At 41.8% G+C, this 25,900-nt stretch carries 25 protein-coding genes; 17 read left to right on the top strand and 8 right to left on the bottom strand.

What is annotated here, in order from left to right:
- Positions 1–55: 55 nt before the first annotated feature.
- From Q4546_RS11140 to aceB, 4 genes are all read left to right on the top strand, one after another.
- Positions 56–877: an SAM-dependent methyltransferase gene (locus tag Q4546_RS11140; protein ID WP_102520548.1), complete on the top strand. Its 822-nt coding sequence runs from the start codon at positions 56–58 to the stop codon at positions 875–877.
- 90 nt (positions 878–967) lie between these two features.
- Positions 968–1,177 (top strand): hypothetical protein, encoded by a 210-nt coding sequence (locus Q4546_RS11145; protein ID WP_102477204.1) that lies wholly within the window; start codon positions 968–970, stop codon positions 1,175–1,177.
- A gap of 67 nt (positions 1,178–1,244) precedes the next feature.
- Entirely contained in the window at positions 1,245–2,936 is a 1,692-nt protein-coding gene (locus tag Q4546_RS11150) for a GGDEF domain-containing protein (RefSeq protein WP_303446288.1), read from the top strand.
- 787 nt (positions 2,937–3,723) lie between these two features.
- Positions 3,724–5,361 (top strand): malate synthase A, encoded by a 1,638-nt coding sequence (gene aceB, locus Q4546_RS11155; protein WP_102440609.1) that lies wholly within the window; start codon positions 3,724–3,726, stop codon positions 5,359–5,361.
- A gap of 694 nt (positions 5,362–6,055) precedes the next feature.
- Here aceB and Q4546_RS11160 read toward each other — a convergent pair.
- From Q4546_RS11160 to Q4546_RS11175, 4 genes are all read right to left on the bottom strand, one after another.
- Positions 6,056–6,544, bottom strand: coding sequence for a nuclear transport factor 2 family protein (locus Q4546_RS11160; RefSeq protein ID WP_102440600.1), 489 nt, complete (start codon positions 6,542–6,544; stop codon positions 6,056–6,058).
- 69 nt (positions 6,545–6,613) lie between these two features.
- Entirely contained in the window at positions 6,614–7,438 is an 825-nt protein-coding gene (locus tag Q4546_RS11165; RefSeq protein ID WP_102477205.1) for a zinc-dependent peptidase, read from the bottom strand.
- 153 nt (positions 7,439–7,591) lie between these two features.
- Positions 7,592–7,990, bottom strand: a complete 399-nt coding sequence (locus Q4546_RS11170) for a CopG family transcriptional regulator (protein ID WP_133126441.1) — start codon at positions 7,988–7,990, stop codon at positions 7,592–7,594.
- On the bottom strand, positions 7,950–8,696 hold the full coding sequence (locus Q4546_RS11175; protein WP_076542673.1) for an AAA family ATPase: 747 nt from the start codon (positions 8,694–8,696) through the stop codon (positions 7,950–7,952). The genes Q4546_RS11170 and Q4546_RS11175 overlap by 41 nt, the downstream gene beginning before the upstream one ends.
- Positions 8,697–9,139: 443 nt before the next feature.
- On the opposite strand from Q4546_RS11175, the gene Q4546_RS11180 reads away from it, so the two are divergent.
- Positions 9,140–9,352: a DUF3820 family protein gene (locus tag Q4546_RS11180; protein ID WP_102440597.1), complete on the top strand. Its 213-nt coding sequence runs from the start codon at positions 9,140–9,142 to the stop codon at positions 9,350–9,352.
- Positions 9,353–9,427: 75 nt separating this feature from the next.
- Here the strand turns inward: Q4546_RS11180 and Q4546_RS11185 are convergent, their stop codons facing one another.
- The 4 genes from Q4546_RS11185 to Q4546_RS11200 all read right to left on the bottom strand — a co-directional run bounded on the left by Q4546_RS11185 (position 9,428) and on the right by Q4546_RS11200 (position 13,541).
- Positions 9,428–9,952 (bottom strand): GNAT family N-acetyltransferase, encoded by a 525-nt coding sequence (locus tag Q4546_RS11185; protein ID WP_102440596.1) that lies wholly within the window; start codon positions 9,950–9,952, stop codon positions 9,428–9,430.
- A 73-nt stretch (positions 9,953–10,025) separates the two neighbouring features.
- Positions 10,026–10,328, bottom strand: coding sequence for an NrfJ (locus Q4546_RS11190; protein WP_102440595.1), 303 nt, complete (start codon positions 10,326–10,328; stop codon positions 10,026–10,028).
- Between the two features lie 160 nt (positions 10,329–10,488).
- On the bottom strand, positions 10,489–12,249 hold the full coding sequence (locus tag Q4546_RS11195) for a bifunctional UDP-sugar hydrolase/5'-nucleotidase (RefSeq protein WP_303446289.1): 1,761 nt from the start codon (positions 12,247–12,249) through the stop codon (positions 10,489–10,491).
- Between the two features lie 209 nt (positions 12,250–12,458).
- Entirely contained in the window at positions 12,459–13,541 is a 1,083-nt protein-coding gene (locus Q4546_RS11200) for a CNNM domain-containing protein (RefSeq protein ID WP_102440593.1), read from the bottom strand.
- A 159-nt stretch (positions 13,542–13,700) separates the two neighbouring features.
- On the opposite strand from Q4546_RS11200, the gene Q4546_RS11205 reads away from it, so the two are divergent.
- The 12 genes from Q4546_RS11205 to Q4546_RS11260 all read left to right on the top strand — a co-directional run bounded on the left by Q4546_RS11205 (position 13,701) and on the right by Q4546_RS11260 (position 25,760).
- Positions 13,701–14,822, top strand: coding sequence for a bifunctional tRNA (adenosine(37)-C2)-methyltransferase TrmG/ribosomal RNA large subunit methyltransferase RlmN (locus Q4546_RS11205; RefSeq protein WP_076542685.1), 1,122 nt, complete (start codon positions 13,701–13,703; stop codon positions 14,820–14,822).
- A gap of 34 nt (positions 14,823–14,856) precedes the next feature.
- Positions 14,857–15,639, top strand: coding sequence for a type IV pilus biogenesis/stability protein PilW (gene pilW, locus Q4546_RS11210; protein ID WP_102477209.1), 783 nt, complete (start codon positions 14,857–14,859; stop codon positions 15,637–15,639).
- Entirely contained in the window at positions 15,639–16,622 is a 984-nt protein-coding gene (locus Q4546_RS11215; RefSeq protein WP_102440591.1) for a RodZ domain-containing protein, read from the top strand. Before pilW ends, Q4546_RS11215 begins: the two co-directional genes overlap by 1 nt.
- A gap of 52 nt (positions 16,623–16,674) precedes the next feature.
- Positions 16,675–17,790 (top strand): flavodoxin-dependent (E)-4-hydroxy-3-methylbut-2-enyl-diphosphate synthase, encoded by a 1,116-nt coding sequence (gene ispG, locus Q4546_RS11220; protein ID WP_076542693.1) that lies wholly within the window; start codon positions 16,675–16,677, stop codon positions 17,788–17,790.
- Positions 17,791–17,888: 98 nt separating this feature from the next.
- Positions 17,889–19,163 (top strand): histidine--tRNA ligase, encoded by a 1,275-nt coding sequence (gene hisS, locus Q4546_RS11225; RefSeq protein WP_102440590.1) that lies wholly within the window; start codon positions 17,889–17,891, stop codon positions 19,161–19,163.
- A gap of 52 nt (positions 19,164–19,215) precedes the next feature.
- Entirely contained in the window at positions 19,216–19,833 is a 618-nt protein-coding gene (locus Q4546_RS11230) for a tetratricopeptide repeat protein (protein ID WP_076542697.1), read from the top strand.
- A 12-nt stretch (positions 19,834–19,845) separates the two neighbouring features.
- Positions 19,846–21,033, top strand: coding sequence for an outer membrane protein assembly factor BamB (bamB, locus tag Q4546_RS11235; RefSeq protein WP_076542699.1), 1,188 nt, complete (start codon positions 19,846–19,848; stop codon positions 21,031–21,033).
- A 79-nt stretch (positions 21,034–21,112) separates the two neighbouring features.
- Positions 21,113–22,579 carry a ribosome biogenesis GTPase Der gene (gene der / locus Q4546_RS11240; protein WP_076542701.1) on the top strand — a complete coding sequence of 489 codons (1,467 nt, stop codon included), beginning with the start codon at positions 21,113–21,115 and terminating at the stop codon, positions 22,577–22,579.
- Between the two features lie 256 nt (positions 22,580–22,835).
- A complete protein-coding gene (locus Q4546_RS11245; RefSeq protein WP_157936137.1) occupies positions 22,836–23,402 on the top strand; it encodes a cytochrome b/b6 domain-containing protein in 567 nt (188 codons plus the stop codon).
- Between the two features lie 333 nt (positions 23,403–23,735).
- Positions 23,736–24,215 carry a TlpA disulfide reductase family protein gene (locus tag Q4546_RS11250; protein ID WP_102440588.1) on the top strand — a complete coding sequence of 160 codons (480 nt, stop codon included), beginning with the start codon at positions 23,736–23,738 and terminating at the stop codon, positions 24,213–24,215.
- Positions 24,216–24,219: 4 nt separating this feature from the next.
- The gene (locus Q4546_RS11255; RefSeq protein ID WP_102440587.1) at positions 24,220–24,459 is read left to right on the top strand and encodes a DUF4266 domain-containing protein; all 240 of its coding nucleotides are present in this window, start codon (positions 24,220–24,222) and stop codon (positions 24,457–24,459) included.
- Positions 24,450–25,760 (top strand): DUF3570 domain-containing protein, encoded by a 1,311-nt coding sequence (locus tag Q4546_RS11260; RefSeq protein WP_102440586.1) that lies wholly within the window; start codon positions 24,450–24,452, stop codon positions 25,758–25,760. The genes Q4546_RS11255 and Q4546_RS11260 overlap by 10 nt, the downstream gene beginning before the upstream one ends.
- Positions 25,761–25,900: the final 140 nt, after the last annotated feature.

The raw sequence follows: 25,900 nt of genomic DNA on the forward strand, positions 1-25,900 counted from the left end.
TGCTAGGGCATTTAGTGCAGAAAACTCTTAACCTTTTTTGAAAAAATTGAGCACAATGTCATTAACAAGAGTTGAACCGGGTGAGACTGGACGTTTAGTTTTTGTAGGGACGGGACTGCAACTTGCCGGCCATATCAGTAAATTAAGTCAAAGTTATATTGAGAATGCAGATATTGTATTTTCTATTGTGCCCGATGGTTTTGCTAACCGTTGGCTTGAAAGCTTAAATGGCAATCATATCTCATTACAGTGCCATTATGCTCAAGAGGGTGAAGTGAAGAATCGCCGCGACAGCTATGCTGAGATGGTTGAGGCGATTTTGCAGCAAGTTCGTCAGGATAAGCTGGTGGTGGTAGCCTTATATGGTCACCCTGGGGTATTTTCTTGTGTATCTCATTTAGCCATTAAGCAAGCGGTTAACGAAGGCTATGAGGCGAATATGCTGCCGGGTATTTCCGCTGAAGCATGTTTGTGGGCAGATTTAGGCATTGACCCCGGCTCTAATGGTCATCAAAGCTTTGAAGCAACACAATTTATGCTTTACCAGCATCATCCAGATCCTGCGACTTACTTGCTATTATGGCAAATCGCTTTGGCTGGTGAGCATACTTTGACCGAGTTTAGTACTGATCAACACCGCTTGGAGATTTTGGTTGATCACTTAAGCCAATGGTACCCACTTGATCACCAAGTTATTATATATGAAGCGGCAAACTTGCCAATTCAATCTCCAAGAATTGACCAAATTCCTTTAAAGGATTTGCCGTTTGCGCCATTAAGTATGATCAGTACTTTATTAATCCCACCTTCAATGCCGCTGAAGTTAAATCAGCTGATGATGAAAAAATTAGGGATTAATGCCAATGATATTGGTTAACAGAATACGGGTTATTGTGGACAATAACCGCGCTTGATAGCTGTACTAATCAATAGTGATAACAACCTTGAAGACAAATAAGGAAATAACATGTCAAATTTAACCGAGTTTTTTACTCAATTAAGCTCAGATGCCAAGTTGTTAGAGGCTTATAAGAAAGATCCTCGCGGCGTTATGCAGGCCAATGGTTTATCAGATAAAGACATTGACGCTGTGATGTCAGGGGATATGGCGCAAGTTAAATCCTTGGTGGGTGATGTTGAACTGAAATCAATTTTACTCGTCCATCACTTATCGTAATCTTAGCCTCATGCTAAAAGCGCTTAATCGGTTACTTTGCTCCACGTTATTCATTTTCTGCGCAGCAGTGAGTGCCGATGACGTCAGCGCTGACGATATTGACCAAAAATTAGATCTGCTAGATGTATCAATACTTAAAGATATTGATACCTCTAGCGCCAGCATTAATGAACTGTTTGGTTTGTTTGATAGTCTAAGTCGAGCGCAAAAAATAAGGCTTTATATTTTTGAGTCGGTACGGCTTATTCTTGCCGGAAAATATGAAAGTGCCTTACAGACTTTAGATAAGGCTCTATTACTCAACCCGAACGATGAGCAATTAACGAATATTTATGCTTATAAAATTTCTGCTAGTATTCCTTTAAAGCGCTATGAAGATGCTTTTAGCCTACTGGAGAAAAGCCTAGCACGCATTGACAGCTTTCAAGATAACTCGATTAAAATCAGTTCCTATGTCAGGCTAATGAATACCTATCTAGATTTAGATAAATATGACGAGGTACTTAGGCTTTCGAAGATTGTTTTTATGTTAAATAAAGGCCAAGATAGCAAATCCCATTGCTATGCCATGGTACTGACATCTGCAGCGCAATTATCATTGAACCAAATCCCTTATCTAGAACAATTACAATTATTTGCAGATACCCAAGATTATTGTCAGCAAAATAATTTCCCGTTAATTGCAGCTATGGCCATTAAAGGCAAGGCTATAGTTGAGTTTGAACACCATCATTATCAAACCGCAGAAGTGTTATTTCTTAAAGCGTTAGCAGCTTATCAACCGTTTAATTTTGAGTTAGAAATTAATAATATTTACGCTTATTTAAGTGAAGTTTATTTTCAGTTACAACAATTTCAACAGGCGGTTGAGTATGCCGAATTGGTCGATAAACTGACTAACGAGCCTAATAATTATAAGGCTAAGCAGCGTGCTTATAATGTGCTTTCAATGGTGGCCAGTAAACGTGGTCAATTTAAAGTTGCTTATCAATATCATGTGCAAGCCCATGCCATAGGGATGCTGTTAATTAATGATAAAAAGGTCAAAGAAACGGCATACCAAGTTGCAAAATTCGATAATGCAGAAAAGACTCGCCAGTTAAATAAACTGGCACAAGATCAAGAAATGCTAGCGAAAGAGCGCAGCATTATGAATAGCGAAAAAAGCGCTTCGTTTATGTTTTCTACCGTCTTGACGGGCACGGTAGCATTTTTGAGTTTGTTGCTTGCCACCGCATGGATGCAAAGAAATCAATTTCGTAAACAAGCTCAAATTGATTTACTCACCGGCTTGTTAAATCGTGGTACTGGCGAAGAAAAAGCCGAAGATGAATTTGTCCAAGTGCTTGCCCGTGGCGGACAATATAGCGTTATAGTGATTGATTTAGACTTTTTTAAACAGATTAACGACACCTTTGGCCACGGCACTGGGGATTGGGCACTGAAAAAGGTTGCTGAGGTGATAACGGCGAATACCCGTAGTACAGATATCGTCAGTCGAATGGGTGGTGAAGAGTTTGCTATTTTTATGCCTTTTACCACAATTGAATTAGCAGTTGAGTTAGCGAAAAAAATACGATTTGATATTGAGTCGATTGATACTCGTTTTTCTGGTCATCAATTTACAATTACCGCAAGTTTTGGGGTTAGCCAAATAACGGCAGATGATCTAAGCCTTGATCCCATCATTAACCGTGCAGATACAGCCTTATATAAAGCAAAATCTGAAGGTCGAAATAAAGTGGTTTATTTATCATAGCTACCTGCTTTGGGCGTTTTTATCTGCACCAATATGGCTTCTGTATTTGCAAGCTTTGACCTTCCTTAGTGCAAAAATGCTTTAAATTGTGACTGTTTTTAACTTTTTATAAAAAAAGATGCATTTTTTTTCGACTAAACCAATAACTTTTGTGATGTTGATCCGGTTACAACTCCACCAGTCTAGAGTATATATTCTAGACAGCCTATTTTGTTTACGTAAACGTCAAATTAAAACAGTTGTTTAAATTTGGTTGTGATTAAGCATATTATAACTCAATGATTTTAATTATTTTAATGGCTTTACCTCAGGGTATGTTCAAAACAAAATGCTATTTCTACTTTAGTAGAAAACTGCCTTAAGGCTGTACACAATTATTTGCGATATGTAATTAAAGCACTTGTGTAATTACCTTTTTGTGCTGTTGGTAAATTGGTTGGACAAGTTACCAACTAAAACCAATTAAATGTTGTTTTAAATTTTATCTGTTTTAAATCAGTGTCTTGTTGTGTTTTTGTTGTTGGTGTTACCAATTGTTAGGTTGCTGTTTGGCTTGTTGAGGATGTTATTTGGTTGTTGCAAATGCAAACGTTTCTGGTTAGGTTTTAGTACGAAACAAACATTTGATGGTTAAAAAGTAGCAGGGTTTGTTTTTAGATATGTGGAAGTAAGTTGTCTGTTTATAAACACTGATAGAGGTGTACAGATAAATACGCTTACTGACCACCATTTAACTTTTAAAAACGAATTATTGCTCAAGGGGCTAAATATGACAGCAGAACAACTAATGGCTAAATATGCTAAATCACAGCCAAGTGCTGAAACTGATTTACCAACAAGCTCAGAGCTTGCTTTGATTGGCCCAGAAGTCCCTGGCCAAGAGGTTATCTTCAATGATGGCTCACTGTCATTATTGGCTAGTTTATGTGGTGCTTTTGCTGCTGAAGTTCCTGAGTTGCTATCACAGCGAAAATTAAAGCAGCAACGCATTGATGATGGTCAATTACCTGGCTTCTTACCTGAAACCCGCGCTATTCGAGATGGTGAGTGGGCGATTAGAGGGATACCTGAAGATCTTACTGACCGTAGAGTTGAAATTACTGGCCCCGTAGATCGCAAAATGATTATTAATGCGCTGAATGCCAACGTAAAAGTATTCATGGCAGATTTTGAAGACTCACTAGCACCAAGCTGGGAAAAAGTCGTTCAAGGTCAAATTAACTTACGTGATGCAGTGCGAGGCGATATTAGCTTTACTGCTGAGGCAACAGGCAAACATTACAGTTTAGATGAAGATCCTGCAGTACTTATCTGTCGAGTACGTGGATTACACCTTAAAGAAAAGCACGTTGAGTTCAAGGGCGAGTCTATTCCAGGTGGTCTGTTCGACTTCGCGATGTATTTTTATCACAACTACCATCAATTATTAGCTAATGGCAGCGGCCCTTACTTTTATCTTCCTAAGCTTGAAAGTCATGTTGAAGCGCGCTGGTGGGCAAAAGTGTTCGCATTCGTTGAAGAACGTTTTTGTTTAAAGCCAGGCACAATAAAATGTACCTGCCTAATTGAAACGCTGCCGGCAGTATTCGAAATGGACGAGATTTTATATGAACTACGTTCAAATATTGTGGCATTAAATTGTGGCCGCTGGGATTACATTTTCAGCTATATCAAAACCTTGAACAAACATGCTGACCGTGTTTTACCAGATCGCCAAGCAGTCACTATGGATACGCCTTTTTTAAGTGCTTATTCACGTCTACTGATTAAAACCTGTCACAAGCGTGGCGCATTAGCTATGGGCGGCATGGCAGCATTAATTCCGGCTAAAACAGCCGAAGAAAATGAAATTATTTTGCAAAAAGTAAAAGGTGATAAAGAGCTTGAAGCGCGTAATGGACATGACGGTACTTGGGTGGCACACCCTGGTTTAGCCGATACCGCCATGGCGATTTTCAATGATTATATTGGCGCCGGAACTAACCAGTTGCACATTACCCGTGATGTCGATGCACCGATATTAGCCGAAGAGCTGCTGACACCTTGTGATGGTGAACGTACCGAAGCGGGCATGCGTTTAAACATTCGTATCGCAGTGCAATATATCGAAGCGTGGATCCAAGGTAATGGTTGCGTTCCTATCTACGGATTGATGGAAGATGCCGCTACAGCAGAAATCTCACGCACCTCGATCTGGCAGTGGATCCAACATGAAAAGTCACTTTCTAATGGCAAGTTAGTCACTAAAGACTTATTCAAAACCATGCTGGCTGAAGAGCTAATTAATGTCGAGCAAGAGCTAGGGCAGCAAAGGTTTACCAGTGGTCAGTTTACTAAAGCGGCCAGTCTGTTTGAGGAAATTACCACCTCTGATGAGTTGGTCGATTTCTTAACACTACCGGGTTATGAGTTATTAACAGCTTAAATTCAGTAGACGTATTACAAAAGTTTAATTTATAACGGCTGAGAAAGGTTATAGATTCGTGTCGCATCAACAAGAAGTGGGCACAGGTTACTTTGACCAAGTGACAAGCTGTATTCAAGGCGGTTAATCTTCAGTGACGGCATTGACCGGCTTTACCGAAGAAGAGCTGTTTTAATACCACTTCTGTAACAGTTTAGCTGCCATGCAGCTGATGTCCCCCGATGTAGTTCACCTACAGGCTACATCGGGTTTTATCCAGTATTTGGAATTTTAGCGCAAGCTAGTTGTCGTTCTTAATGCGAGGATTTTTACTTCCTACCCAGTAAGTTTTCAACCATTTGCTTGTGTTGCGGCTCTTATGAGCCGTTTTTTTTGCTTAAAATTTATAGCGAAATCACAGCTGATTCAGTTAAACCTTCTAGTTATGTTATTGATTAATATCAATCCAAAGCGGCTAAAGGATTAGTGAGTCATTATCGAAGGCACCTAATGCTAGAGTAAATAACATAGACACTAATAGGGGGGAGTTTTGTTGCTGTATTCTTTTGCTTATGGACTTTTTTGACTGATAGCTCGTTAAACTCATATCTTGAGAAACTAATCGATTGTTTGGCTTAAGCGCTCAAGTAAGCAAAGCCAGCGTAGCTAAGTTGCTGGCTTAGGTTTTTAATCAATATTAACTTATCGATAGAGGTTATTTAGCTTGTTTCTTTGCGCCTATCAACTGCGCCACGGCTTTGGCATTGTCGTTAGGCACTGCAATACTTAAATGATATTGAATAATTTTCCAGCCATCATCAGTTAATTGTAGTGCACCTGTACCGCGACATAGACCATAACTGGCGCTTTCAAGTAATTCATCAAAAACAATGGTGTTATCAAACTGCAGTAGCTGGCGTGAGCTGACTTCATAATGCCAACCATCTGTAGGTCTGGCATAACCGGCAAATTGTTGCATATCCCAGCGCTCTGTGGCATCAGTGCCTAAAAACACCGCTTGCTGGTGATATAGCGAAAAGTAACTGTCCCAGTTCGCCTGGCTGGCATTTTGGTGTAGTTGGTCGAGAATGCTATTAGCTTGTTGCTTTGACTCGTCAGAGAGTGCCTCTTGAGCTGCTAGGGGTAAAGAAGACATTAAACATAAACTAGTGGTTAATAATAATCTTAAGATGGCTTTGTGCATGAAAATTCCTTGTCTGCTAAATGCTGGCTGGTAATGATAGCCTCGAAAATCAATGACTCAATGCTGATCTTAATGCCAATTGATTGGGTCTAGCTGATAAAACTGACTCAGTTCTTTATAAAGCAATTGATGCTGTTGGTAAAACGCTAACGGTTTCTCGAAAAAGGTTTCACTAATGACGGCAAAAAACTCAGCAGGATTGGTCGCACCATAGTAGTTAAACAGCGAGGGTAATTGATGCTGGGCACAATATTGCAGCGCTTTAAACTCACGACCGAGTGTTGCTGACCAAGTGGCATAATCGGTGAACTCTTTTAATGGCGGTGCGCCATTGGCATTGCCGTTTTCCTGATCTAGCTGATGAGCAAACTCATGAATAACCACATTTTGACCATCAAATGGCGCTGCAGCGCCGTCCAAAGTACTTTTCCACGACAAGATGATCTTGCCATTACCCCAGGACTCTCCCAGTAACACATTACGTTCATTAGAGGATACGCCGGCAAAGTCGGTGTTATTTTTCTCAACAATAAACGCATAGGGATACACTAAAATTTGTTTTAACTTGGGGTAAAAATTGGTTTTTCGATTGAGTAATAACAAGCAGGCTTGCGCGGCAATGGTCACTCTTACTTCGTCGGTAATGTTGAAGCCATCACAGCCGACAAATTGTTTTTCATCAATAAAAATCTGGATTAACTTTTTTAGTTGTAGCTGCAGATCTGTGGGCAATGCATGAAAATAGGGTAAGCGACGCTTAAGGATTTGCCGCCATGCTTTAGGGAAAGGCCTTGTCATAAGCTGTTGCCTGCGCTTTTCAGTGCGTTGAGACTTAGTCATAATCAACGCGATGGCAGTTACCGCAACGGTGACAAGTAAAAACACTGCAAACATTCAGCTCTCCCAGATTATATTAGCTTGTCATTATGTTATTGGGTGAATTTGCGCCAAATTCAAGTGGCTGATTTTTATTGAGACAAAAAAAACTGGCAAACGACCAAGGTTGCTGCCAGAAAGAAGGGGAGGGAGTTTATTTTTATAGTTGATTTAACGTATTTGCAGTCGTTGCTCTATTTGCTGTTGTTCTTCAAGTGATAATGAAAAATGCTGTTTAATCAATATTCTAATTAACTTTGACTTTGCCGATTGGCTGCTTTGACTTAAGCAGTTTAATTGCTCAATTGCCGCTTCACTTAAGGTAAATGTTGCCCGTCTAAATGGTTTAGGTTTTTCATTTATGGGTTCATTCGCTTCAGCTTGGGTGGTTAATTCCCATAGTTGCTGCATCGCCTGTTGGTTTGAATCTGCATTTTTACAGGCGCTCGACTGCTGTGGTTTGCCCATAGCGTAAAGATTTGCTGCCTCAATAAAGTCATCAACTGACATTTGCGGCAAAAAAGGCGTACTACATGGCGTAACGGTTTTCTTCAGATCGGCCAGGCCCATAACTTCCCCCTAATTGCGTTACATTATCGTTATTATTTCGCTGCCTGATTAGCTGTTTGGCATCGCTTACTTCTAGCAATTCACAAGCAATATTACGGATTTCAACCGCGGCTTTTCCATTGGGGTCTATTTCAATGACTGACAAGCCAGACTCTTCACTGTCGTCATAAATATTTCGGCTGTAAGTAATCGCATCAAGCACGTTAATATCGTAAGTTTTACATACCTCTTTAGCTTCGAGTATTCGACCTGCTTGGTTAGGCAAACTTGGACACTGAGTTACCACAAAAGAGGCTTTCATGGTGGGATTAATCATTTTGCAGGTAGCGACAATATCATCCATGTGACTGACCGTTTTTAGGTCTCTACGCTTGGGTCTTAGGGGCATTAAGGCGTGAGAGGCCACTGATAATGTAGCGCGCAGGGCTAAATTGTCTTGGCCGCCGCAGTCAACGAGTACATAATCATAATGTTTCTCAAGACTGAGTAAGTCGTTACGGATTTTTCCGTACAATTGGACGCAATTTATTGCTGGTAATTCAGGGTTGTTATTGCGCGCTTGGATCCAATCTGATGTAGTTCTTTGCGGGTCGCAATCGACCATGATAATACTGGCTGTGGCTTCTTTAGCGAGAAATACTGCGATATTTTGGGCTAAGCAGCTTTTACCACTACCGCCTTTTTCACCACCGACTAAGATAATCATCAAAACATCTCCTGATGTGGTATAACGCCATTGGATTGTCAATCATTATTGATTCGCTTGGTTATAAAAGGTTGATTTTTTGTTGGCGCTTTATGTTGTACTTGTTATTAACTTTATGTTGCTATGACTTGGTCGTCAATGTGCTATAAATTGACGGTTTTAGTGGCTTTGACAGGCGTTTGTTTTTTGACAAAATAGCGGCTAATGGCGATTTTTTGACTGTGTTAACCTTATGAGCTATTCACTAGAATTTTAGTAATAAATTGAATTGCTTAAGTTGATTATTTGATAAATTAATGACCAGAAAAGTGGCTAGTGTTGCCAACCGCTAAATGTAAATGACTCTTATCTATAACTAAACTTTGCTTTTGTATTTATCGCTATTCCAAAATGTTATATTGCTATTGTTAACTAAATCTCCTGAACAAAAAGACTTTGACACTATGAATGAAAAATTATTATTAGAAGCCATTAACCAAACCATGCCATTTGGTAAATATGCTGGACGAAAGTTACTGGAATTACCCGAGCCATACCTGGTGTGGTTTCATAGTAAAGGTTTTCCTGAGGGGAAGTTAGGCGAGCAATTGGCATTGATGTATGAAGTAAAACTTAATGGTTTAGAGCAGATGCTGCAGCCGTTATTAACAAAGTAAATCCACTGGTTAACGTGTTTGTAAGACTTGTCTTTATCAGTTGATATCTTGCCTTGTGCTGCTGAGGATTAAGATTTAAGTGAGCGGCTTGCTTAAATAGAAACTATTAATCACCTGCTGTTGACTGATTTGGTAGCTTGGCTGGATCAGTGTAAACCCTTGCTTGATGAAAAATGCTTTTGATAAGTATGACGCATCAACATTCAATTCTGCGTAGCCTTGGCTGAGAGCCCACTTTTCTAAGGTTTCATAAAGCTGACATGCTAGCCCTTGTTGCTGATAGGCGGGGGCGATATACAAACTATCAATATAACCGCGGCTTTTAAAATGGGTTTCGACATTGATAACCCCAATAACCTTTGGCTGCTGACTTGCTAAAGTATCGGCTTTGTTTGTTGCCAGCATTAACCAAGATTGCGATCGCGTCAGCCGTAATTGCCAATGTTTTGCTGAGCGCGGTTTAGTTGACCATGCGGCTAACTGGGCTTGAGAGTATCGTCGGTGTGAGATTTGTCGAACACTTTGATGAACTAGCTCACTGACTTGCTGAGCAAAAGCAGGCCTGAAGGTGATAATTGAATATTGCGCTGTTTGAGTCATGGCTGCTTGATATCAGATAAAAAATCGGCTAATGAGAATTAGCCGATTATGGGGTATTTATTGCTAAAGCGAGTTATTTTTTCTCGATTTTGCCAACAAATAATAATTTATCAAAGGTTTTGTTTAATGTGCTGCTGGTGAAATCTTGCATCCACATTTGCTCATTCATGATCACAGTGTCACCTTTAGTGATCGCAACTTGTGGGCCAGCAGCCCAAAAAGTTTTATCTTCTGCTTTAACTTGAACATAGGTATAACCACCGCTGTTCATCGTTTCTACTACTTCACCTTGGTGCATAATACCAGCAGCCCATGCTGATGATACGCCTAATGCTAATGTTGCTGCTGCAGCTAATTTGATCAGTTTTGCTTTCATGAATACGTTCCCTATTTGATTAGGCTAAATTTTGCAATGATTCAGGTCATGAATCTACATAAAGATAGTTTATTAAATCATGAAGCGCACACAGGGTCTGTGATCCGCGGCAGATTTGTGAATACTAAATTACTACACAAGGCAAAATTTAAACTCAATATTACCTGTGGCTAATATAGTAAACATTAGGCTGTAATGGGTTTTCGATTAAGTTTCCATGCTGGGTAACAAAATCAACAAAGGCTTCAGGTAACGTCATGGTATCTAAGTCTTGTTGCCAATGGGCTTTTAGTAATGCGTCATAACCTTCTTTACCTAAGGCGGTATAGGCCGAAGACACCCCAATATAGAGCTTTTCAGGATCAATTGCCGACCATAAACCGTCTTGATATAACTCAACGGAGGTAATACGTTGATGCATCGCTAAGGTGCCATCATAGAAATAGCGGATACCATAAGTGTAGGGGAAGCTACCAGCGCCAGTGCCAGTTACCCCATTATTGGTGGCGGCATTAATGGCCGACTCCAGCACTTCATAAAGGTATTTGCCTTGAATTTGATATTTCACTAATGGCAACTCAAAAGGCAAAATCCGCCCTAATACATCCGCCATTGATAAGCTGCCTTTATTTAATGACTGCCGAACGCCACCGGCATTATGTAAGGCAAAATCGAGTTTTTCACCTGAATGCTTAGTGGCTTTAAACATACTTCTACAAACCCAAGGGGCAATTTCACTGCCATGGGGAAAGTGCTTACTGGGTAAACGGGTATGAATGAAATCATGGGGTATGTAAGCAAGCACTTGCTCTTCTAGCGCATTTAGCGCTGGGCGGTATTGCTCCATTATAGTGTTATGAATGCTTTCACAGGCCTGATCACCACGGATAGCAGGGTGGCTGATAAGCTTGGTTTTTACGCTATTTATTTGCTGCTCTGTGGGCAAAGTATTGAGGTTAGAAAGCTGATTATCTTGCTTAGGATTAAACAGCACTTCTAATTCATCATCAATCATAAAGTAGTTATTACCATTTATGGCAATACAGGCGCCAGAGCGATCAAAAGTGATATTAGCTAAGCCTAAGACTTCAGCGTATTTACTGGCATGGATGATAGGGGTGTTATTTACCCGCTCAGCATAGGGAGTGTGGCTAAGACCTAGTTCATCGAATTGACCTTGTAAGGTATGTGAGTGCCCACCAACTATGACGCTGATCCCAGATACTTTTTCTGCTAACTCTCGGTCTTGATCTAGCCCTAAATGGCTGAGGACAATAATATGCTGTATGCCTTGCTGCTGCAGACTGGCAATGGTATTAGCCGTCGTGTCAATGGCATTGATAAAATGGGTATCAGGATCGGGGCGAGCAATCAGCGGCATCTGATCCAGCGTAATCCCGACAATGGCGATGTGAGTATCATAAAACGGCTTAACTAGCACCTTGGCACATTGGGTCTGATTGTCGTAATCATAAAGCATAGGGTGACCACTTAGGCGGCCTTCTTTATCGGTTAACTCTTGGCTGAGATCCATATTGCCAGCTAACACCGGAAATTCGATACGATTTAAAAAAGCCAGTACTGGGCTATTACCTGCATCTATTTCATGATTACCTAACACCATAGCATCGGGTTTGAGCATATTGAGTAGGTGCGCGTTAGCCGCGCCTTGAAATTCTCTAAAATATAAGGTGCCTTGAAAGCTATCGCCGCCATGCAAAAACAAAAACTCATGGTTATGTTGAGCAGCTTGTTGCCTTGCTGATTCAATTTGATGGCCTAAACGGGCGTAGCCACCTGTTTTCGTGTTGACGTGATAATGCTGTTGCTCGACCGATAAGGAAAATTGAACACTGCTAGGCTCAAAATTAGAATGAGTATCGTTAATATGAGCAAGGCTAAGGCGATAGTTATTGGGCATCTTTTACTCTAATACAGAAAAAGGAGGCTGTTCCTGATCCGGCGTTTAATGAACTTAATGGGTGACTGATTTTTGTAGCTGTTTACTTTAGTCGTTGTTTACTTTAGTTGCTGCTAATGCATAGCCGTTAAACCAAGGCTGTGGTTATATTAACTAAATTAAAAAGGGAGCTTAAGCTCCCTTAAATCTATAGCTATAAAGCTAGAGTATTATTGCGGTGGGGTTTGAGATTGCTTGGTAAACTCACCGTCATCAGATAATACAATGCCTTTATGCTTCATGCGGCTACTCCACAATTTACGCGCTAATTGCTGCATATCGGTGACAGGATCGTTTGAATCGACAATTTCTAGTCCCAGTAAAGACTCAACAATATCTTCTAAGGTGACAATACCTTCACCAGAACCATACTCATCGACAATCATAGCGATTTTAGTATTTCGCTTAATCATCAATTCAAATATCGGTAAAATCTTGGCGGTTTCAGGAATAACCAGCAGGTTTTTCTTCAATACACCAATGGATTCTTTCTGGGTGTAACGTTCTGCTTGAATGATATTATTACGGTTAACATAACCAATAATATTATCAGGGTCGTCTTCATATACAGGAATACGGGTAAAGGGTTTAGCTAAAAACTGCTGCACAAATTGCCCTTGGGTCAGAGTCACCGGTAATTTAAACATCACGGTTCGCGGTGTCATAATCGCTGAAACGGGCATTTCTTTAACCGATAACATTTGCGTTAAAATGGCAGACTCTTGTTTATCAAGTTCACCTGATTGTCGCCCAATTTCGGCCATCGCACTCATTTCTTGACGAATATACTGCCCTTCGTCGCCTTTACCCATTAATTTGGTGACTTTTGAAGACATCCAGATTAGTGGTTTGGTAATACGCTCTAACCACACTAAAACTAGCGACACTGATGGCGCTAATGAACGCCAATAGTTTGCACCTAAGGTTTTAGGAATGATTTCTGAGAAAAATAAGATGAGAAAGGTCAGTACCCCGGAAAATACCCCTAGCATTTCATCGCCAAAGACCTTTGCCGCTTGAGCACCAGCAACAGCTGCGCCTACGGTATGGGAAATGGTGTTGAGAGTCAGGATAGAAACCAGTGGTGATTCCACGTTTTCTTTCTGTTTATTAAGCCGATCGGCAGCTTTACGATTCGTTTTAGCCAAAGTGGCAATATAACTAGGCGTAACAGACAGTAGTACCGCCTCAAATACACTACAAAGAAAAGAGATTGCAATGGCGATAAATACTATAATGATAAGGGTTATCATAAAGGTGGAATTACACCTCCAAATGGCAGACCAATATTAGTCCGAGGAAATTCTAGCATAGTCTCTAAGCTTTGTTGCTACTTCTATAGCCAAATTTTGTTAGGATCTGTATAATTCGCCGCCCGCAAGCAAGTTTTAGGTTTTTTGAGGTTACACAACATGAGTGAAAAAAAGATCAATTTATTGGATCTTGATCGAAAATCGATGAGAGCGCTATTCGCAGAAATGGGCGAAAAACCGTTCCGAGCCGATCAATTGATGAAATGGCTTTATCACTTTGGTGTTAGCGACTTCGAAGAAATGAACAATATTAACAAGGCACTGCGCGCTAAGTTAGCTCGAAAGTGTGAAATTGTTGCCCCTGAGATTGCTAGCTTTCAAAAGTCATCTGATGGGACCATTAAGTTTGCGATCAATGTTGGTCAAGGCCAAGAAGTCGAGACTGTTTACATCCCTGAAGAAGACCGTGCAACCCTGTGTGTATCATCACAAGTGGGCTGTGCATTGGAATGTACTTTCTGCTCAACAGGGCAGCAAGGCTTCAACCGTAACCTCTCAGTGGCTGAAATCATCGGTCAAGTATGGCGTGTATCAGAATTTTTAGGTTTCCATAAAGACACTGGCGATCGTCCAATCACTAACGTTGTTATGATGGGAATGGGTGAGCCACTATTAAACTTAGCCAATGTGATCCCTGCAATGGACATCATGTTAGATGACTTTGGTTTTAGTCTGTCTAAGCGTCGTGTGACCTTATCGACTTCAGGTGTCGTGCCTGCGTTAGACAAATTAGGTGACGTGATCGATGTGGCTTTAGCGGTGAGTATTCATGCGCCAAATGATGAGCTGCGTGATGTATTGGTGCCGGTAAACAAGAAATACCCGCTAGAAGAATTTTTAGCTGGGATTCGTCGTTACCTAGAAAAGTCCAATGCTAACCGCGGACGTGTTACAGTCGAATACGTGATGCTTGATCATATCAATGACAGTACAGATCAAGCCCATGAATTAGCCAAGCTAATGAAAGACACGCCGTGTAAGATTAACTTAATTCCGTTTAATCCTTATCCTGGTTCGCCATATGGTCGCTCTTCTAATTCTAGAATTGACCGTTTTTCTAAAGTATTAATGGAATACGGCTTAACGGTTATTGTGCGTAAAACCCGTGGTGATGATATTGATGCGGCTTGTGGACAATTAGCCGGTGATATTCGTGATCGCACTAAACGTTTAGCAAAAAAACAAATGCAACAAAATCAGATTTCGGTCACAATGGATTAACTCATTGTTTGTATAGATTAATAGGCGTTGGAATATGCATGGATTGCCAAAGTTTTTGATTGTAGTCGCGATGGCATTACCTCTAACGGGTTGTGTCACTGAGCGAACTTATAGCGGTACTGATATTCCTGTTGCCGAAAGAACCTTAGATAAGCAAGCCGCAGCTATTGAGCGAATGCAGCTGGGACTGACTTATTTAAATCGAGGCAATATTGAACAAGCTAAATTTAATTTAAATCGTGCGGTTGAATATGCTCCGCAGTTAAGTTCAGTGCATATCGCGATGGCGTATTATTACCAAACGGTAGGTGATACTGTACGTACAGAGGCGGCTTACCGTAAAGCCATTGCCGCGCCAGATGCAGGTGGTGATGCGAAAAATAACTTTGGCGTGTTTCTTTGCCAGCAAGATAAATTCGCACAAGCTGAAGAAATGCTATTAGCCGCGATTGAAACCAAACAATACACTCGCACCGCTTCAAGCTACGAAAACTTAGGCGTGTGTAGTATGTCTGCAGGTGACACCGAAAAAGCCAAGGGCTATTTTGAAGATGCGCTGCGATATGATCCAAGACGACAATCAACCTTGAAAGAATTGATTGAGCTTGCGATAGTAGAAAATGATTATCAAGCCGCTAAAGCGAATTTAACGCGTCTTCACCGTGTGGCACAACAAACACCAGAAAGCTTAGCATTAGGTATTAAAATTTCCCGTGAGTTAGCGGATGATGAAGCGGTAAAACGCTACGGAATTACTTTAATTGCCAAATATCCTGCTTCAGAACAAGCGAAAGAATACAGGGCTAATTTGCATTAATGACAAATAAAATTACAGAGATAGAAACAGATAATAATCTCGAGCAAGCTGAATTACTCGAAACTGTTTCAACAGCGGGTATGCTGCTACGCACTGCCCGCGAAAAAAAGGGTGTCTCGATAGATGCTGTGGCATTACAGCTGCATTTGCGTCCCAGTGTTATTGAAGATATTGAAAATGATATTTTTGATAATATTGCTTCAGCAACCTATGCCCGCGGCTACGCTAAAAACTTTGCCAAGTACGTTGAAGCAGATGTTAATGCCGTTCAACAATGTTTAGCCCAGCAACTTCCTGATGAAACTGCTGCTATGCAAAGCTTTTCTCGCAAAACTACCCGCGAAGCCCGTGACAGCCGTCTCACCTTAGTTACTTATCTCATCGTAGCGATATTACTTGCGCTATTATTGTTGTGGTGGGTACAAAAAGACTCAATGCTAACGGGAGTTGATTTATCAAAGCCGACAGCAGAAGAAGTCGCAGCTGCTAATGTGGCGCAGCAAACACAAGACTTATTAGAGCCAGAAATCGATCCTAAACTGGCTTATCGGGAACCCGTTGCCAGCGAGGTAATCTCAGCACAAAGTCAAAACGATGACGCAGTTCAAGTGAGCAGTAATGTTCAGGAGAGTAACCGTGTTATTAAGCCAGCAACGGCGACTGACACACTTGACTCTGTTGCTGTGTCACCAGCAATAACAGCTGCAGTTGATACTGCAGTAACCACTGCTGATGTGATTGAAACTGATACTATATCGCTTAGCTTTAGTGATGATTGCTGGGTTAACATTATCGATGCCGATGGTAAAACATTGGTTGATGGCGTTAAGGGCTCAGCTAGAGTCGTTGAAGTCACCGGCAAGGCACCTTTTAAAGTGATATTGGGTGCGCCGCAAGTTGTCACCATGAGCTTTAATAATGAAAATGTCAGCCTTGCTGAGTTTTCTGACCGTGTGGCCAAGTTAACCCTGCCTAAAGCCTAGTCTTTAAAGCTTAGTGTTAACTCAATTTTGGTAAGTAGTAGAGCAACAGATTATGTATAACGAATCTCCAATCATCCGCCGTCCTTCTAGCCGCATTTATGTAGGGGATGTTCCGATCGGCGATGGTGCACCAATTGCGGTGCAATCGATGACAAATACTAAAACCACTGATGTCGACGCCACAGTTGCACAAATTTTGGCCCTTGAAAAAGTCGGTGCAGACATAGTGCGAGTCTCAGTACCAACAATGGATGCCGCTGAAGCGTTTAAGCTTATCAAGCAGCGCGTTAGTGTACCTTTAGTTGCCGATATTCATTTTGATTACCGTATCGCACTTAAAGTGGCTGAATACGGTGTTGATTGTTTGCGGATTAACCCCGGCAACATTGGTAATGAAGAACGTATTCGCAATGTAGTTGAATGTGCGCGTGATAAAAATATTCCAATTCGCATTGGTGTTAATGGCGGTTCATTAGAAAAAGATCTGATGGACAAGTATCATGAGCCAACACCAGAAGCATTGCTTGAATCAGCCATGCGTCATGTGGATATTTTAGACCGTCTAAACTTTGACCAGTTTAAAGTCAGTGTAAAAGCTTCAGACGTATTTTTAGCGGTTGAATCATACCGTTTACTCGCCAAGCAAATTAAGCAGCCATTGCATTTAGGCATTACTGAAGCAGGCGGCGCTCGTGCGGGTTCGGTTAAATCAGCAGTGGGCTTAGGCATGTTACTGGCTGAAGGTATTGGTGATACTTTACGTATCTCATTAGCGGCAGATCCAGTCGAAGAAATTAAAGTCGGTTTTGATATCTTAAAATCATTACGTATTCGCAGCCGCGGCATTAACTTTATTGCCTGTCCGTCTTGTTCACGCCAAGAGTTTGATGTGATTAACACTGTCAATGCGTTAGAAATGCGCCTTGAAGATATCACCACCCCAATGGATGTGTCGATTATCGGCTGTGTGGTCAATGGCCCAGGTGAAGCGTTAGTTTCAGATATTGGTTTAACCGGTAGCCACGGAAAAAGTGGTTATTATGATGACGGTAAACGTCAAAAAGAGCGCTTTGATAACAACAATATAGTGGATTCACTGGAAGCAAAAATTCGCGCAAAAGCAGCGATAATGCAAAACCGAATCGATATCAAAGACGCAACAGAATAAGTTAGTTTTAGATAAAAACACACTTACCAGCAGTGGTAGGTGTTTTTTTGTGTAAGGCATATGATTAATTAATTAGCTAAAAATTAGGCGAATTAAACGTGGCAAAACAGATCCAAGCAATCCGTGGAATGAACGACATTCTGCCAACTCAAAGCCCTTTATGGCAACAAGTCGAAGCGGTTATTCGCTCTACTGTTAGTGCCTATGGTTACAGTGAAATCCGTACTCCTATTGTTGAAAGTACTGATTTATTCAAGCGCTCAATTGGTGAAGTCACCGATATCGTTGAAAAAGAAATGTATACCTTTGCTGATCGCAATGAAGACAGTTTAACATTGCGCCCAGAAGGCACAGCATCGACTGTTCGTGCGGGTAATGAGCATGGTTTACTTTACAACCAAGAGCAACGTTTATGGTACATGGGACCTATGTTCCGTCATGAACGTCCTCAAAAAGGTCGTTACCGTCAATTCCACCAATTTGGTGTTGAAGTGTACGGCATTGCAAGTGCGGACATTGATGCGGAAGTATTGATGTTATCTGCAAGATTATGGGATTCATTTGGCATTAAAGACCACGTTAAACTGGAACTTAATACCTTAGGTGATCCTGCTGAACGTGCTACTTACCGTGATGCATTAATTGCATTTTTAGAGCAGCACAAAGAGCAATTAGATGAAGACTCACAGCGCCGTATGTATTCAAACCCGCTACGAGTATTGGATTCTAAATCGCCACAGGTTCAAGCCTTGCTAGCTGATGCGCCAGAGTTAATGGATTATTTAGGTGAAGAATCAAAAACACATTTTTCAACCTTATGTGAACTCTTAGACGCTGTCGGCATCCAATACACAATTAATCCTCGTCTTGTGCGTGGTTTAGATTACTATAACCGCACCGTTTTTGAGTGGGTAACGGATAGCTTAGGCTCTCAAGGAACGGTACTTGCTGGTGGTCGTTATGATGGTCTGGTTGGTCAATTGGGTGGTAAAGATACCCCTGCAGTAGGTTTTGCAATGGGACTTGAGCGTATTGTCTTACTACTGCAAACCCTTGAGCTTGATAAAGATGTCGCGCCAGTTGTCGATGTTTATGTCACGGCAATGGGCGAAAACTGCTTGGTTGAAGCAATTAAAATTGCCCAAGAGTTGCGTCAAAGCCTGCCAGCGCTTAAAGTCATGAGTCATTGTGGCGGCGGTAACTTTAAAAAGCAGATGAAACGTGCTGATAAAAGCGGTGCGCAGTACGCCCTGATCATTGGTGAAAACGAAATTGCCAATAACCAAGTTGCAATTAAGCCACTGAGAAATAAGAACGAACAACTTTTAGTTGCCCGAGAAGAGTTGGCGACTACGATAAAATCATTATTTTAATATTAGCCCTTAGCTAATAAAAAACAGAACTGAATAGAAAGGGGAAGTGCGCGTGGAAATTTATAGCACAGAAGAACAACAAGTAGATGCTATTAAGCAGTTCTGGAAAGATTACGGCAGCTCAATCATTGTGGGTGCAGTCGTAGGTCTAGGTGGATTGTACGGTTGGAATTATTACTCTGACGTAAAAATTGAAAAATCGGAAGCTGCATCAGAAGCATTTCAACGCATTACTGCTAACAGCGACAGCAGTGCAGTACAAGCAGCTATCGCTGAGTTTGGTGCACAGCACGATCAAAAAGGTTACCAAGCCTTGCTTGAACTCATGTCAGCTAAAGCTGCTGTCGATGCAGGCGAGTTAGATAAAGCAGAAGCGGCTTTTACTAAAATCATTGCTGCAAAACCGGGTGCTGCTTTAGAGTCTTTAGCGACGTTACGTCTATCTCGCGTGCAAGCAGAGCAAGGTAACATCGGCACTGCAATTGCGACATTAGAGCAAATTACCGATGAAGCATTTAATGCTCAACGTGATGAGTTAAAAGGCGATTTACTTGTGCGTCAAGGTGACATGGATAGTGCACGTTCAGCTTACCAAGCTGCTGTTGATAACGGCGGTTCGTTAACCAGTCCTGCATTACAAATGAAGCTAGACAATTTAAACAAGGCATAAGGAATTAGCCGAATGAAGTCTTTATGCAAAACTTTGCTAGCAGCGGGCTTAAGCGTCGCATTGCTATCTGCTTGTTCTTCAAATGATAATGAAGAAGAAGTTGTTACTGAACTAACTGAAATTCAAGCAACTGTTTTTCCAGAAGTAAACTGGCATGCCAAGGTTGGGGGCGGAGTCGGTGACTTTTATTCTCAACTTAAACCGGCTATTCGATATGACCATGTATATGTGGCCGATCGCAACGGTGAGGTCGTCGCCTTTGAAGAAGCAACAGGCAAAGTGGCTTGGCGTAAAGACTTAGCTTCAGAATTTAAACATACTGAGCTGGCGAAAACGAAAGAGGCACGCATTGCCGCAGGCGTTACCGCTGGCCGTAATAAAGTCTTTATTGGCGGCGAGTCTGGTTTATTGGTGGCATTAGATGCTCAAACCGGTGAGACCGTATGGTCAGCAGTTGCAAGCGGTGAGCTGTTATCGGCTCCAACTGTGTCTGAAGATTCAGTTGGCGTGCATACCAGTGATGGTAACTTTGAAGCATTTGATATTGATGACGGTGCTAAACTGTGGACCCATGAGATGCAACTGCCAAATCTAACGCTACGCGGCACTAGCTCAGCAGCTTATGATTCAGGTGGTTTCTTCCTTGGCACTGCTGATGGTAAAATAGCGGTTATTGTCAAAAACAATGGACAAGTGGCTTGGGAGCAGGCGGTATTTAACCCAACCGGTGGTAACGAGTTTACTCGTATGGCCGATGTGGACATGACACCGTTAATTTTGGGCGATAATTTATACGCGGTAAGTTACAATGGTAACTTAGTGTCTATGGAGCTAAGAACGGGTCGTGTTGTATGGACGCGTAAGTATTCAAGCTTCAATGAATTAGCGACAGCAGGGGTTGGACTATACTTAGTCGATGACCACAGCCGAATTTATTCAGTAGATAGACGTAACGGTCTTGAATTATGGAGTAACTCTACGTTAATGAATCGTAGTTTAACTTCACCTGCCGTTATAGGCTCTTATATTGTTGTAGGTGACTTTGAAGGTTACTTACATTTTATTGACCGCAACTCTGGCGAAGTCGCTGGACGTGTTGAGGTTGATAGTGATGGTTTATTCTCACAACCAGTAGTGGTTGGAGATAAAATTTATGTGCAAGGTCGTAGCGGCAAAATCGCGACGATTGTACTGCCATAAATTGAATAGCAAACCTTATTAGAGCCCCTGGAAGTGTGTTCCGGGGGCTTTTTATTTTAAAGTTTTTAGAGGCAAAATCATGATCCCTGTAGTGGCCCTTGTGGGGCGACCTAATGTTGGTAAGTCAACTTTATTTAATCGCCTTACTCGCACAAGAGATGCGCTTGTCGCCGATTTTCCTGGTTTAACTCGTGACCGTAAATATGGACGTGCGTTTTTAGCTGGTTATGAATTCATTGTGGTTGATACTGGTGGTATCGATGGCACTGAAGAAGGGATTGAAACTAAGATGGCTGAACAATCGCTAGCGGCGATTGAAGAAGCAGATGTGGTGCTATTTTTAACTGATGCTCGTGCAGGCTTAACAGCAGCTGATTTAGCGATTGCTGAGCATTTACGTAGCCGTGATAAAACTACCTTTGTTGTTGCTAACAAAGTTGATGGTATTGATGCTGATTCAGCCTGTGCTGAGTTTTGGTCATTAGGTTTAGGTGAAGTTTATCAAATGGCAGCTGCGCAAGGTCGCGGTGTTACCAATATGATTGAATACTCTTTAGCGCCTTATGCTGAAGCTATGGGTATTACTCGCCAAGAAGACGGTGAAGAAGTTGAAGATGTACGTGAGTACACTGAAGAAGAAGCCGAAGCTGAACAAGAGCGCCTGCAAAACTTACCTATTAAGCTTGCTATTATTGGTAAGCCTAACGTAGGTAAATCAACGCTAACTAACCGTATTTTAGGTGAAGAGCGTGTGGTTGTTTATGATGCACCAGGTACGACTCGTGACAGTATTTACATTCCAATGGAACGTGAAGGTCGTCAATACGTATTAATTGATACTGCTGGTGTGCGTCGCCGCGCGAAAGTACATGAAGTTATTGAGAAGTTTTCAGTGATTAAAACCCTGAAAGCAGTTGAAGATTCTAACGTTGTCTTGTTAGTGATCGACGCTCAAGACGGTATTACAGAGCAAGATCTTGGTTTGCTTGGTTTTGCGCTTAATGCTGGTCGTGCAATTGTACTTGCTGTGAATAAATGGGATGGTCTTGACCAAGCATTTAAAGAAAGCGTTAAAAGTGAGTTAGATCGCCGCTTAGGCTTTATCGACTTTGCCCGCATTCACTTTATTTCAGCGCTTCATGGCACAGGTGTTGGTCATTTATACGAGTCAATTGAAGAAGCCTATGACAGTGCAACGCGCCGCGTAAGTACTTCAATGCTGACCCGCGTTATGCAAATGTCACAAGATGATCATCAGCCACCATTAGTACATGGTCGCCGAGTGAAGCTTAAGTATGCCCATGCTGGTGGTTATAACCCACCAATCGTTGTGGTGCATGGTAATCAGGTAAGTAAGTTACCTGATTCATACAAGCGCTACATGATGAACTACTTCCGTCGTTCATTGAAAGTTGTGGGTACGCCAATTCAAATGCGCTTTCAAGAGGGAGCTAATCCATTTGAAGGCCGCCATGAAAAGCTAACCATTAGTCAAGAGCGTCGCCGTAAACGCGCAATGAGCCACATTAATAGCCGCAAAAAATAAATTATTTTCTGTGAGTTAAGCAAAACCTGAATGACTGCAAAGTGATTCAGGTTTTTTTATGTCTCTGATTTACTGGTGTTTGAACTGAGGAGTTTGAACTGAGGAGTTTGAACTGAGGAGTTTGAACCGAGGTGTTTGAACCGAGGTTATTGAATGTTATTGGCTTGGTAAGGTGAAACGCTCAATGATCTAGCATAAGCAAATGTTAAGTTTTACCTCTTATAATAATCATTCACTTTCAATCGCTGAGGTTTTTATGAGTACTCACAGCCATTTCCCTGCTATCCATCGTCTTCTGCATTGGGGGCTTGCGTTGTCGATGTTGGTGATGCTGTTAACCATCTTACTGCGTTTAGGCTGGATGGAGAAAAATCATATGGCAGAGATGATCCAACAAGGGCTATTGCCGCTTGATTTACTCATCAGCGATAAACAAGCCGTCATCATTGCTAAAAGTATCCGTAATGTGATGTTCCAGTGGCACCTATATTTTGGTTATGCGGTGGCTGTTTTTGTGTCGCTGCGCTTTATCTATATGGCAAAATGCGGTTTACAATACCCTAGCGCATTCAGTAAACAGGCTAGCGGCCGTGAAAAATTTCAAGCGTGGGTATATTGGCTATTTTATCTGGGTATTGCGTTATCGGTCTCCACAGGCTTGTTGATTGAATTTGGGCCAGAGTCAATTGAACACCAAGCTGAAACCGTGCATAAACTTGCCTTGTGGTATTTTATTCCGTTTATCAGTTTGCATTTGGCCGGAATAATACTGGCCGAATTTACCCACGATAAGGGCTTAGTCTCGAGAATCATCGGCGGGTAAACACAGTCACCAGTTGTGTTGAACTAAGCCTATTGAGCAGCGTATCAGCGGTTGTTCTAGCTATTGCTTCAAGACCGCGTCATGGCGTTAGTGCTAGCGCGGTGATTATTAGTCCTCATTAACCAACTCTTGTTCGCTATCCTATACTCGTCAGACCTTGTTAACGGGTTAATCTTTACCTATTTAACTCTCCAACTTAACACTCTGTTAAACTAACTCGTCACAATGCTTAATAAAACCTTAAGATTGAAGATTTAACTTGGATTATATTGAATCATTAAAAATTAGTCATTCATGACTCCTCAAAAATTAAAACTAACAAAGCGAGACTCCATGAAGCGATCATTACTAGCGAGTTTGTTACTCACATTGGCCTTTAGCGGCCCATTATTTGCCGCGCCTTCACTTGAGCATACTGTACTAACCAAAGATGGCACCGAAACTAGCTTGAAAGAGTTTGCTGGCAAGGTGGTGTATGTGGATTTTTGGGCATCATGGTGCGGTCCATGTCGAAAGTCTTTTCCTTGGATGAACCAGATGCAGGCCAAATACCAGCAGCAAGGCTTTGAAGTGGTTGCTATCAATCTTGATGTTGATACTGAGTTAGCCCATGAGTTCCTCACTAAAATCCCCGCTAATTTTAATTTACGCTTTAATCCAGAAGGGGATGTGGCAAGGGAGTTTGATTTACCTGGTATGCCAAGTAGCTATTTATTTAACCGCCAAGGCGAATTAGTTCAGCGTCATGTTGGTTTTTTTGACAAGAACAAGCCTGCTTACGAACATGAAATTCAACTGTTATTAAAGGAATAAGCCAATGAAAAAATCGAGTTTTAAGCAATACATTAAGCTGTTATTGGCCTTGTCTATTATCAGCAGTTTAGCAGGCTGTTCGAGTTTAGGGGTAGAGCCGTGGGAGAAGGATCAATTTGCCCGCGCTGATATGGCACTTAATAATGAAAAGTTAGATTTAGCATTGGATGACCATATTTACTTCAGTAAAGAAGGCACCAGTGGCGGACGCTCATTAGCTGGTGGAGGTTGTGGATGCAACTAACTTCGAAACTAACGCCGAAACAAAGCATCGCTAGTGCATTGGCCATGGCTAGCTGCAGTTTGTTGTCACAACAAGCTAGCGCACAAGAGCCGGTACCGGCAAACGATGATTGGAAAGTCGATGCCGCCATTATGTATTACGGTGAGCAAGACCGTGTACAAGCCGTTGAAGCTATTGGTAATGTGCAAAAAGCCTTTGGTGAAGATTCGCTGCTCGATATGAAAATCGTTGTCGACAGCTTAACCGGCGCTTCAGCTTCTGGCGCTGTAGCACAATCCATCAGCCAAACCTTTACACGACCTTCAGGTAAGGGAGAGTATACGGTCGCCCCAGGTGAAACGCCCCTTGATGATACGTTCCAAGATACTCGAGTGCAGTTAAGTGCCAATTGGCAGGAGATTTTAAATCCTGACTGGACGGTTAACTTGGGTGTTTATGGCTCTAAAGAATACGATTATTTATCATTAGGCTTAAATGCGGGTGTGGAGCGCAGTTTTAACAAAAACAACACCACTCTTGCCTTATCGGGTGCCTATACTAATGATACTGTTGATCCTGTTGGCGGTCGTCCTGTGGCATTATCAGAAATGGTATTTCGCGGTGATTATGATGGCGATGATGCCTTTCAAGCTGCATTTGACGCCACTCGATTAGACGGTGATGATACCAAGCAAACCGCTGATGTCATGCTAGGTGTGACCCAAATCTTGAATCGCAATTGGTTAATGCAAGCTAACTACGGCTTTTCAAGTGTGTCGGGTTATATGACCGATCCCTATAAAATTCTCAGTATGGTCGATGGTAATGGTGAGTCCCATGGTTATCGCTACGAAAACCGCCCAGACTCGCGCACTAAGCACAGTGTTTTCTTGTTAGCAAAAGGCGCATTGGACTCAGGGGTGATTGATTTCTCTTATCGCTACAATACTGATGACTGGGATATTCAAGCGCACACTTTAGAAACCCATTATCGCTATTACTTTACTCCAAGCTTATATGGCCAGCTGCATTTGCGTTATTACCAGCAGCAAGCTGCTGAGTTTTATCAGCCATTTTTGCGTACAGAAGCAGCATTACCTGAGTATGCCAGTGCGGATTATCGCATTGGTGACATGTCAGCATATACGGTAGGGCTTAAGTTTGGCCATCGCTTATCTGGCGGCCATGAACTGAGCTATCGTATTGAGTATTATCAGCAAAACCCTGAAAACAACGGCACAGATATCCCTGGTGAGTTAAATAATCAGGATTTATTTCCATCGGTGAAAGCAATCGTAGCTCAAATAAGCTATTCGTTTTAAATAAATAGTCTTAAGATAAATAAACGCAAAACATCAGAGTTATTGAAATTGTTAAATAAAGCCGCTGTTACATCACAAGCCGCTACATCTAAGGCCCCACAGGTCGCGACGCTTACACGTCGCCCTTGGGGCTTTTTAGG

The sequence above is a fragment of the Shewanella sp. 4_MG-2023 genome, from assembly GCF_030548015.1.
In the GTDB taxonomy this organism is placed as follows: Bacteria; Pseudomonadota; Gammaproteobacteria; order Enterobacterales; family Shewanellaceae; genus Shewanella.

Excerpts from the sequence above, each read along its gene's own strand:
- Q4546_RS11140 (WP_102520548.1), top strand. The coding sequence starts at position 56 with ATGTCATTAACAAGAGTTGAACCGGGTGAGACTGGACGTTTAGTTTTT.
- Q4546_RS11145 (WP_102477204.1), top strand. The coding sequence starts at position 968 with ATGTCAAATTTAACCGAGTTTTTTACTCAATTAAGCTCAGATGCCAAG.
- aceB (WP_102440609.1), top strand. The coding sequence starts at position 3,724 with ATGGCTAAATATGCTAAATCACAGCCAAGTGCTGAAACTGATTTACCA.
- Q4546_RS11160 (WP_102440600.1), bottom strand. The coding sequence starts at position 6,544 with ATGCACAAAGCCATCTTAAGATTATTATTAACCACTAGTTTATGTTTA.
- Q4546_RS11165 (WP_102477205.1), bottom strand. The coding sequence starts at position 7,438 with ATGTTTGCAGTGTTTTTACTTGTCACCGTTGCGGTAACTGCCATCGCG.
- Q4546_RS11170 (WP_133126441.1), bottom strand. The coding sequence starts at position 7,990 with ATGGGCCTGGCCGATCTGAAGAAAACCGTTACGCCATGTAGTACGCCT.
- Q4546_RS11175 (WP_076542673.1), bottom strand. The coding sequence starts at position 8,696 with ATGATTATCTTAGTCGGTGGTGAAAAAGGCGGTAGTGGTAAAAGCTGC.
- Q4546_RS11180 (WP_102440597.1), top strand. The coding sequence starts at position 9,140 with ATGAATGAAAAATTATTATTAGAAGCCATTAACCAAACCATGCCATTT.
- Q4546_RS11185 (WP_102440596.1), bottom strand. The coding sequence starts at position 9,952 with ATGACTCAAACAGCGCAATATTCAATTATCACCTTCAGGCCTGCTTTT.
- Q4546_RS11190 (WP_102440595.1), bottom strand. The coding sequence starts at position 10,328 with ATGAAAGCAAAACTGATCAAATTAGCTGCAGCAGCAACATTAGCATTA.
- Q4546_RS11195 (WP_303446289.1), bottom strand. The coding sequence starts at position 12,249 with ATGCCCAATAACTATCGCCTTAGCCTTGCTCATATTAACGATACTCAT.
- Q4546_RS11200 (WP_102440593.1), bottom strand. The coding sequence starts at position 13,541 with ATGATAACCCTTATCATTATAGTATTTATCGCCATTGCAATCTCTTTT.
- Q4546_RS11205 (WP_076542685.1), top strand. The coding sequence starts at position 13,701 with ATGAGTGAAAAAAAGATCAATTTATTGGATCTTGATCGAAAATCGATG.
- pilW (WP_102477209.1), top strand. The coding sequence starts at position 14,857 with ATGCATGGATTGCCAAAGTTTTTGATTGTAGTCGCGATGGCATTACCT.
- Q4546_RS11215 (WP_102440591.1), top strand. The coding sequence starts at position 15,639 with ATGACAAATAAAATTACAGAGATAGAAACAGATAATAATCTCGAGCAA.
- ispG (WP_076542693.1), top strand. The coding sequence starts at position 16,675 with ATGTATAACGAATCTCCAATCATCCGCCGTCCTTCTAGCCGCATTTAT.
- bamB (WP_076542699.1), top strand. The coding sequence starts at position 19,846 with ATGAAGTCTTTATGCAAAACTTTGCTAGCAGCGGGCTTAAGCGTCGCA.
- der (WP_076542701.1), top strand. The coding sequence starts at position 21,113 with ATGATCCCTGTAGTGGCCCTTGTGGGGCGACCTAATGTTGGTAAGTCA.
- Q4546_RS11245 (WP_157936137.1), top strand. The coding sequence starts at position 22,836 with ATGAGTACTCACAGCCATTTCCCTGCTATCCATCGTCTTCTGCATTGG.
- Q4546_RS11250 (WP_102440588.1), top strand. The coding sequence starts at position 23,736 with ATGAAGCGATCATTACTAGCGAGTTTGTTACTCACATTGGCCTTTAGC.
- Q4546_RS11255 (WP_102440587.1), top strand. The coding sequence starts at position 24,220 with ATGAAAAAATCGAGTTTTAAGCAATACATTAAGCTGTTATTGGCCTTG.
- Q4546_RS11260 (WP_102440586.1), top strand. The coding sequence starts at position 24,450 with ATGCAACTAACTTCGAAACTAACGCCGAAACAAAGCATCGCTAGTGCA.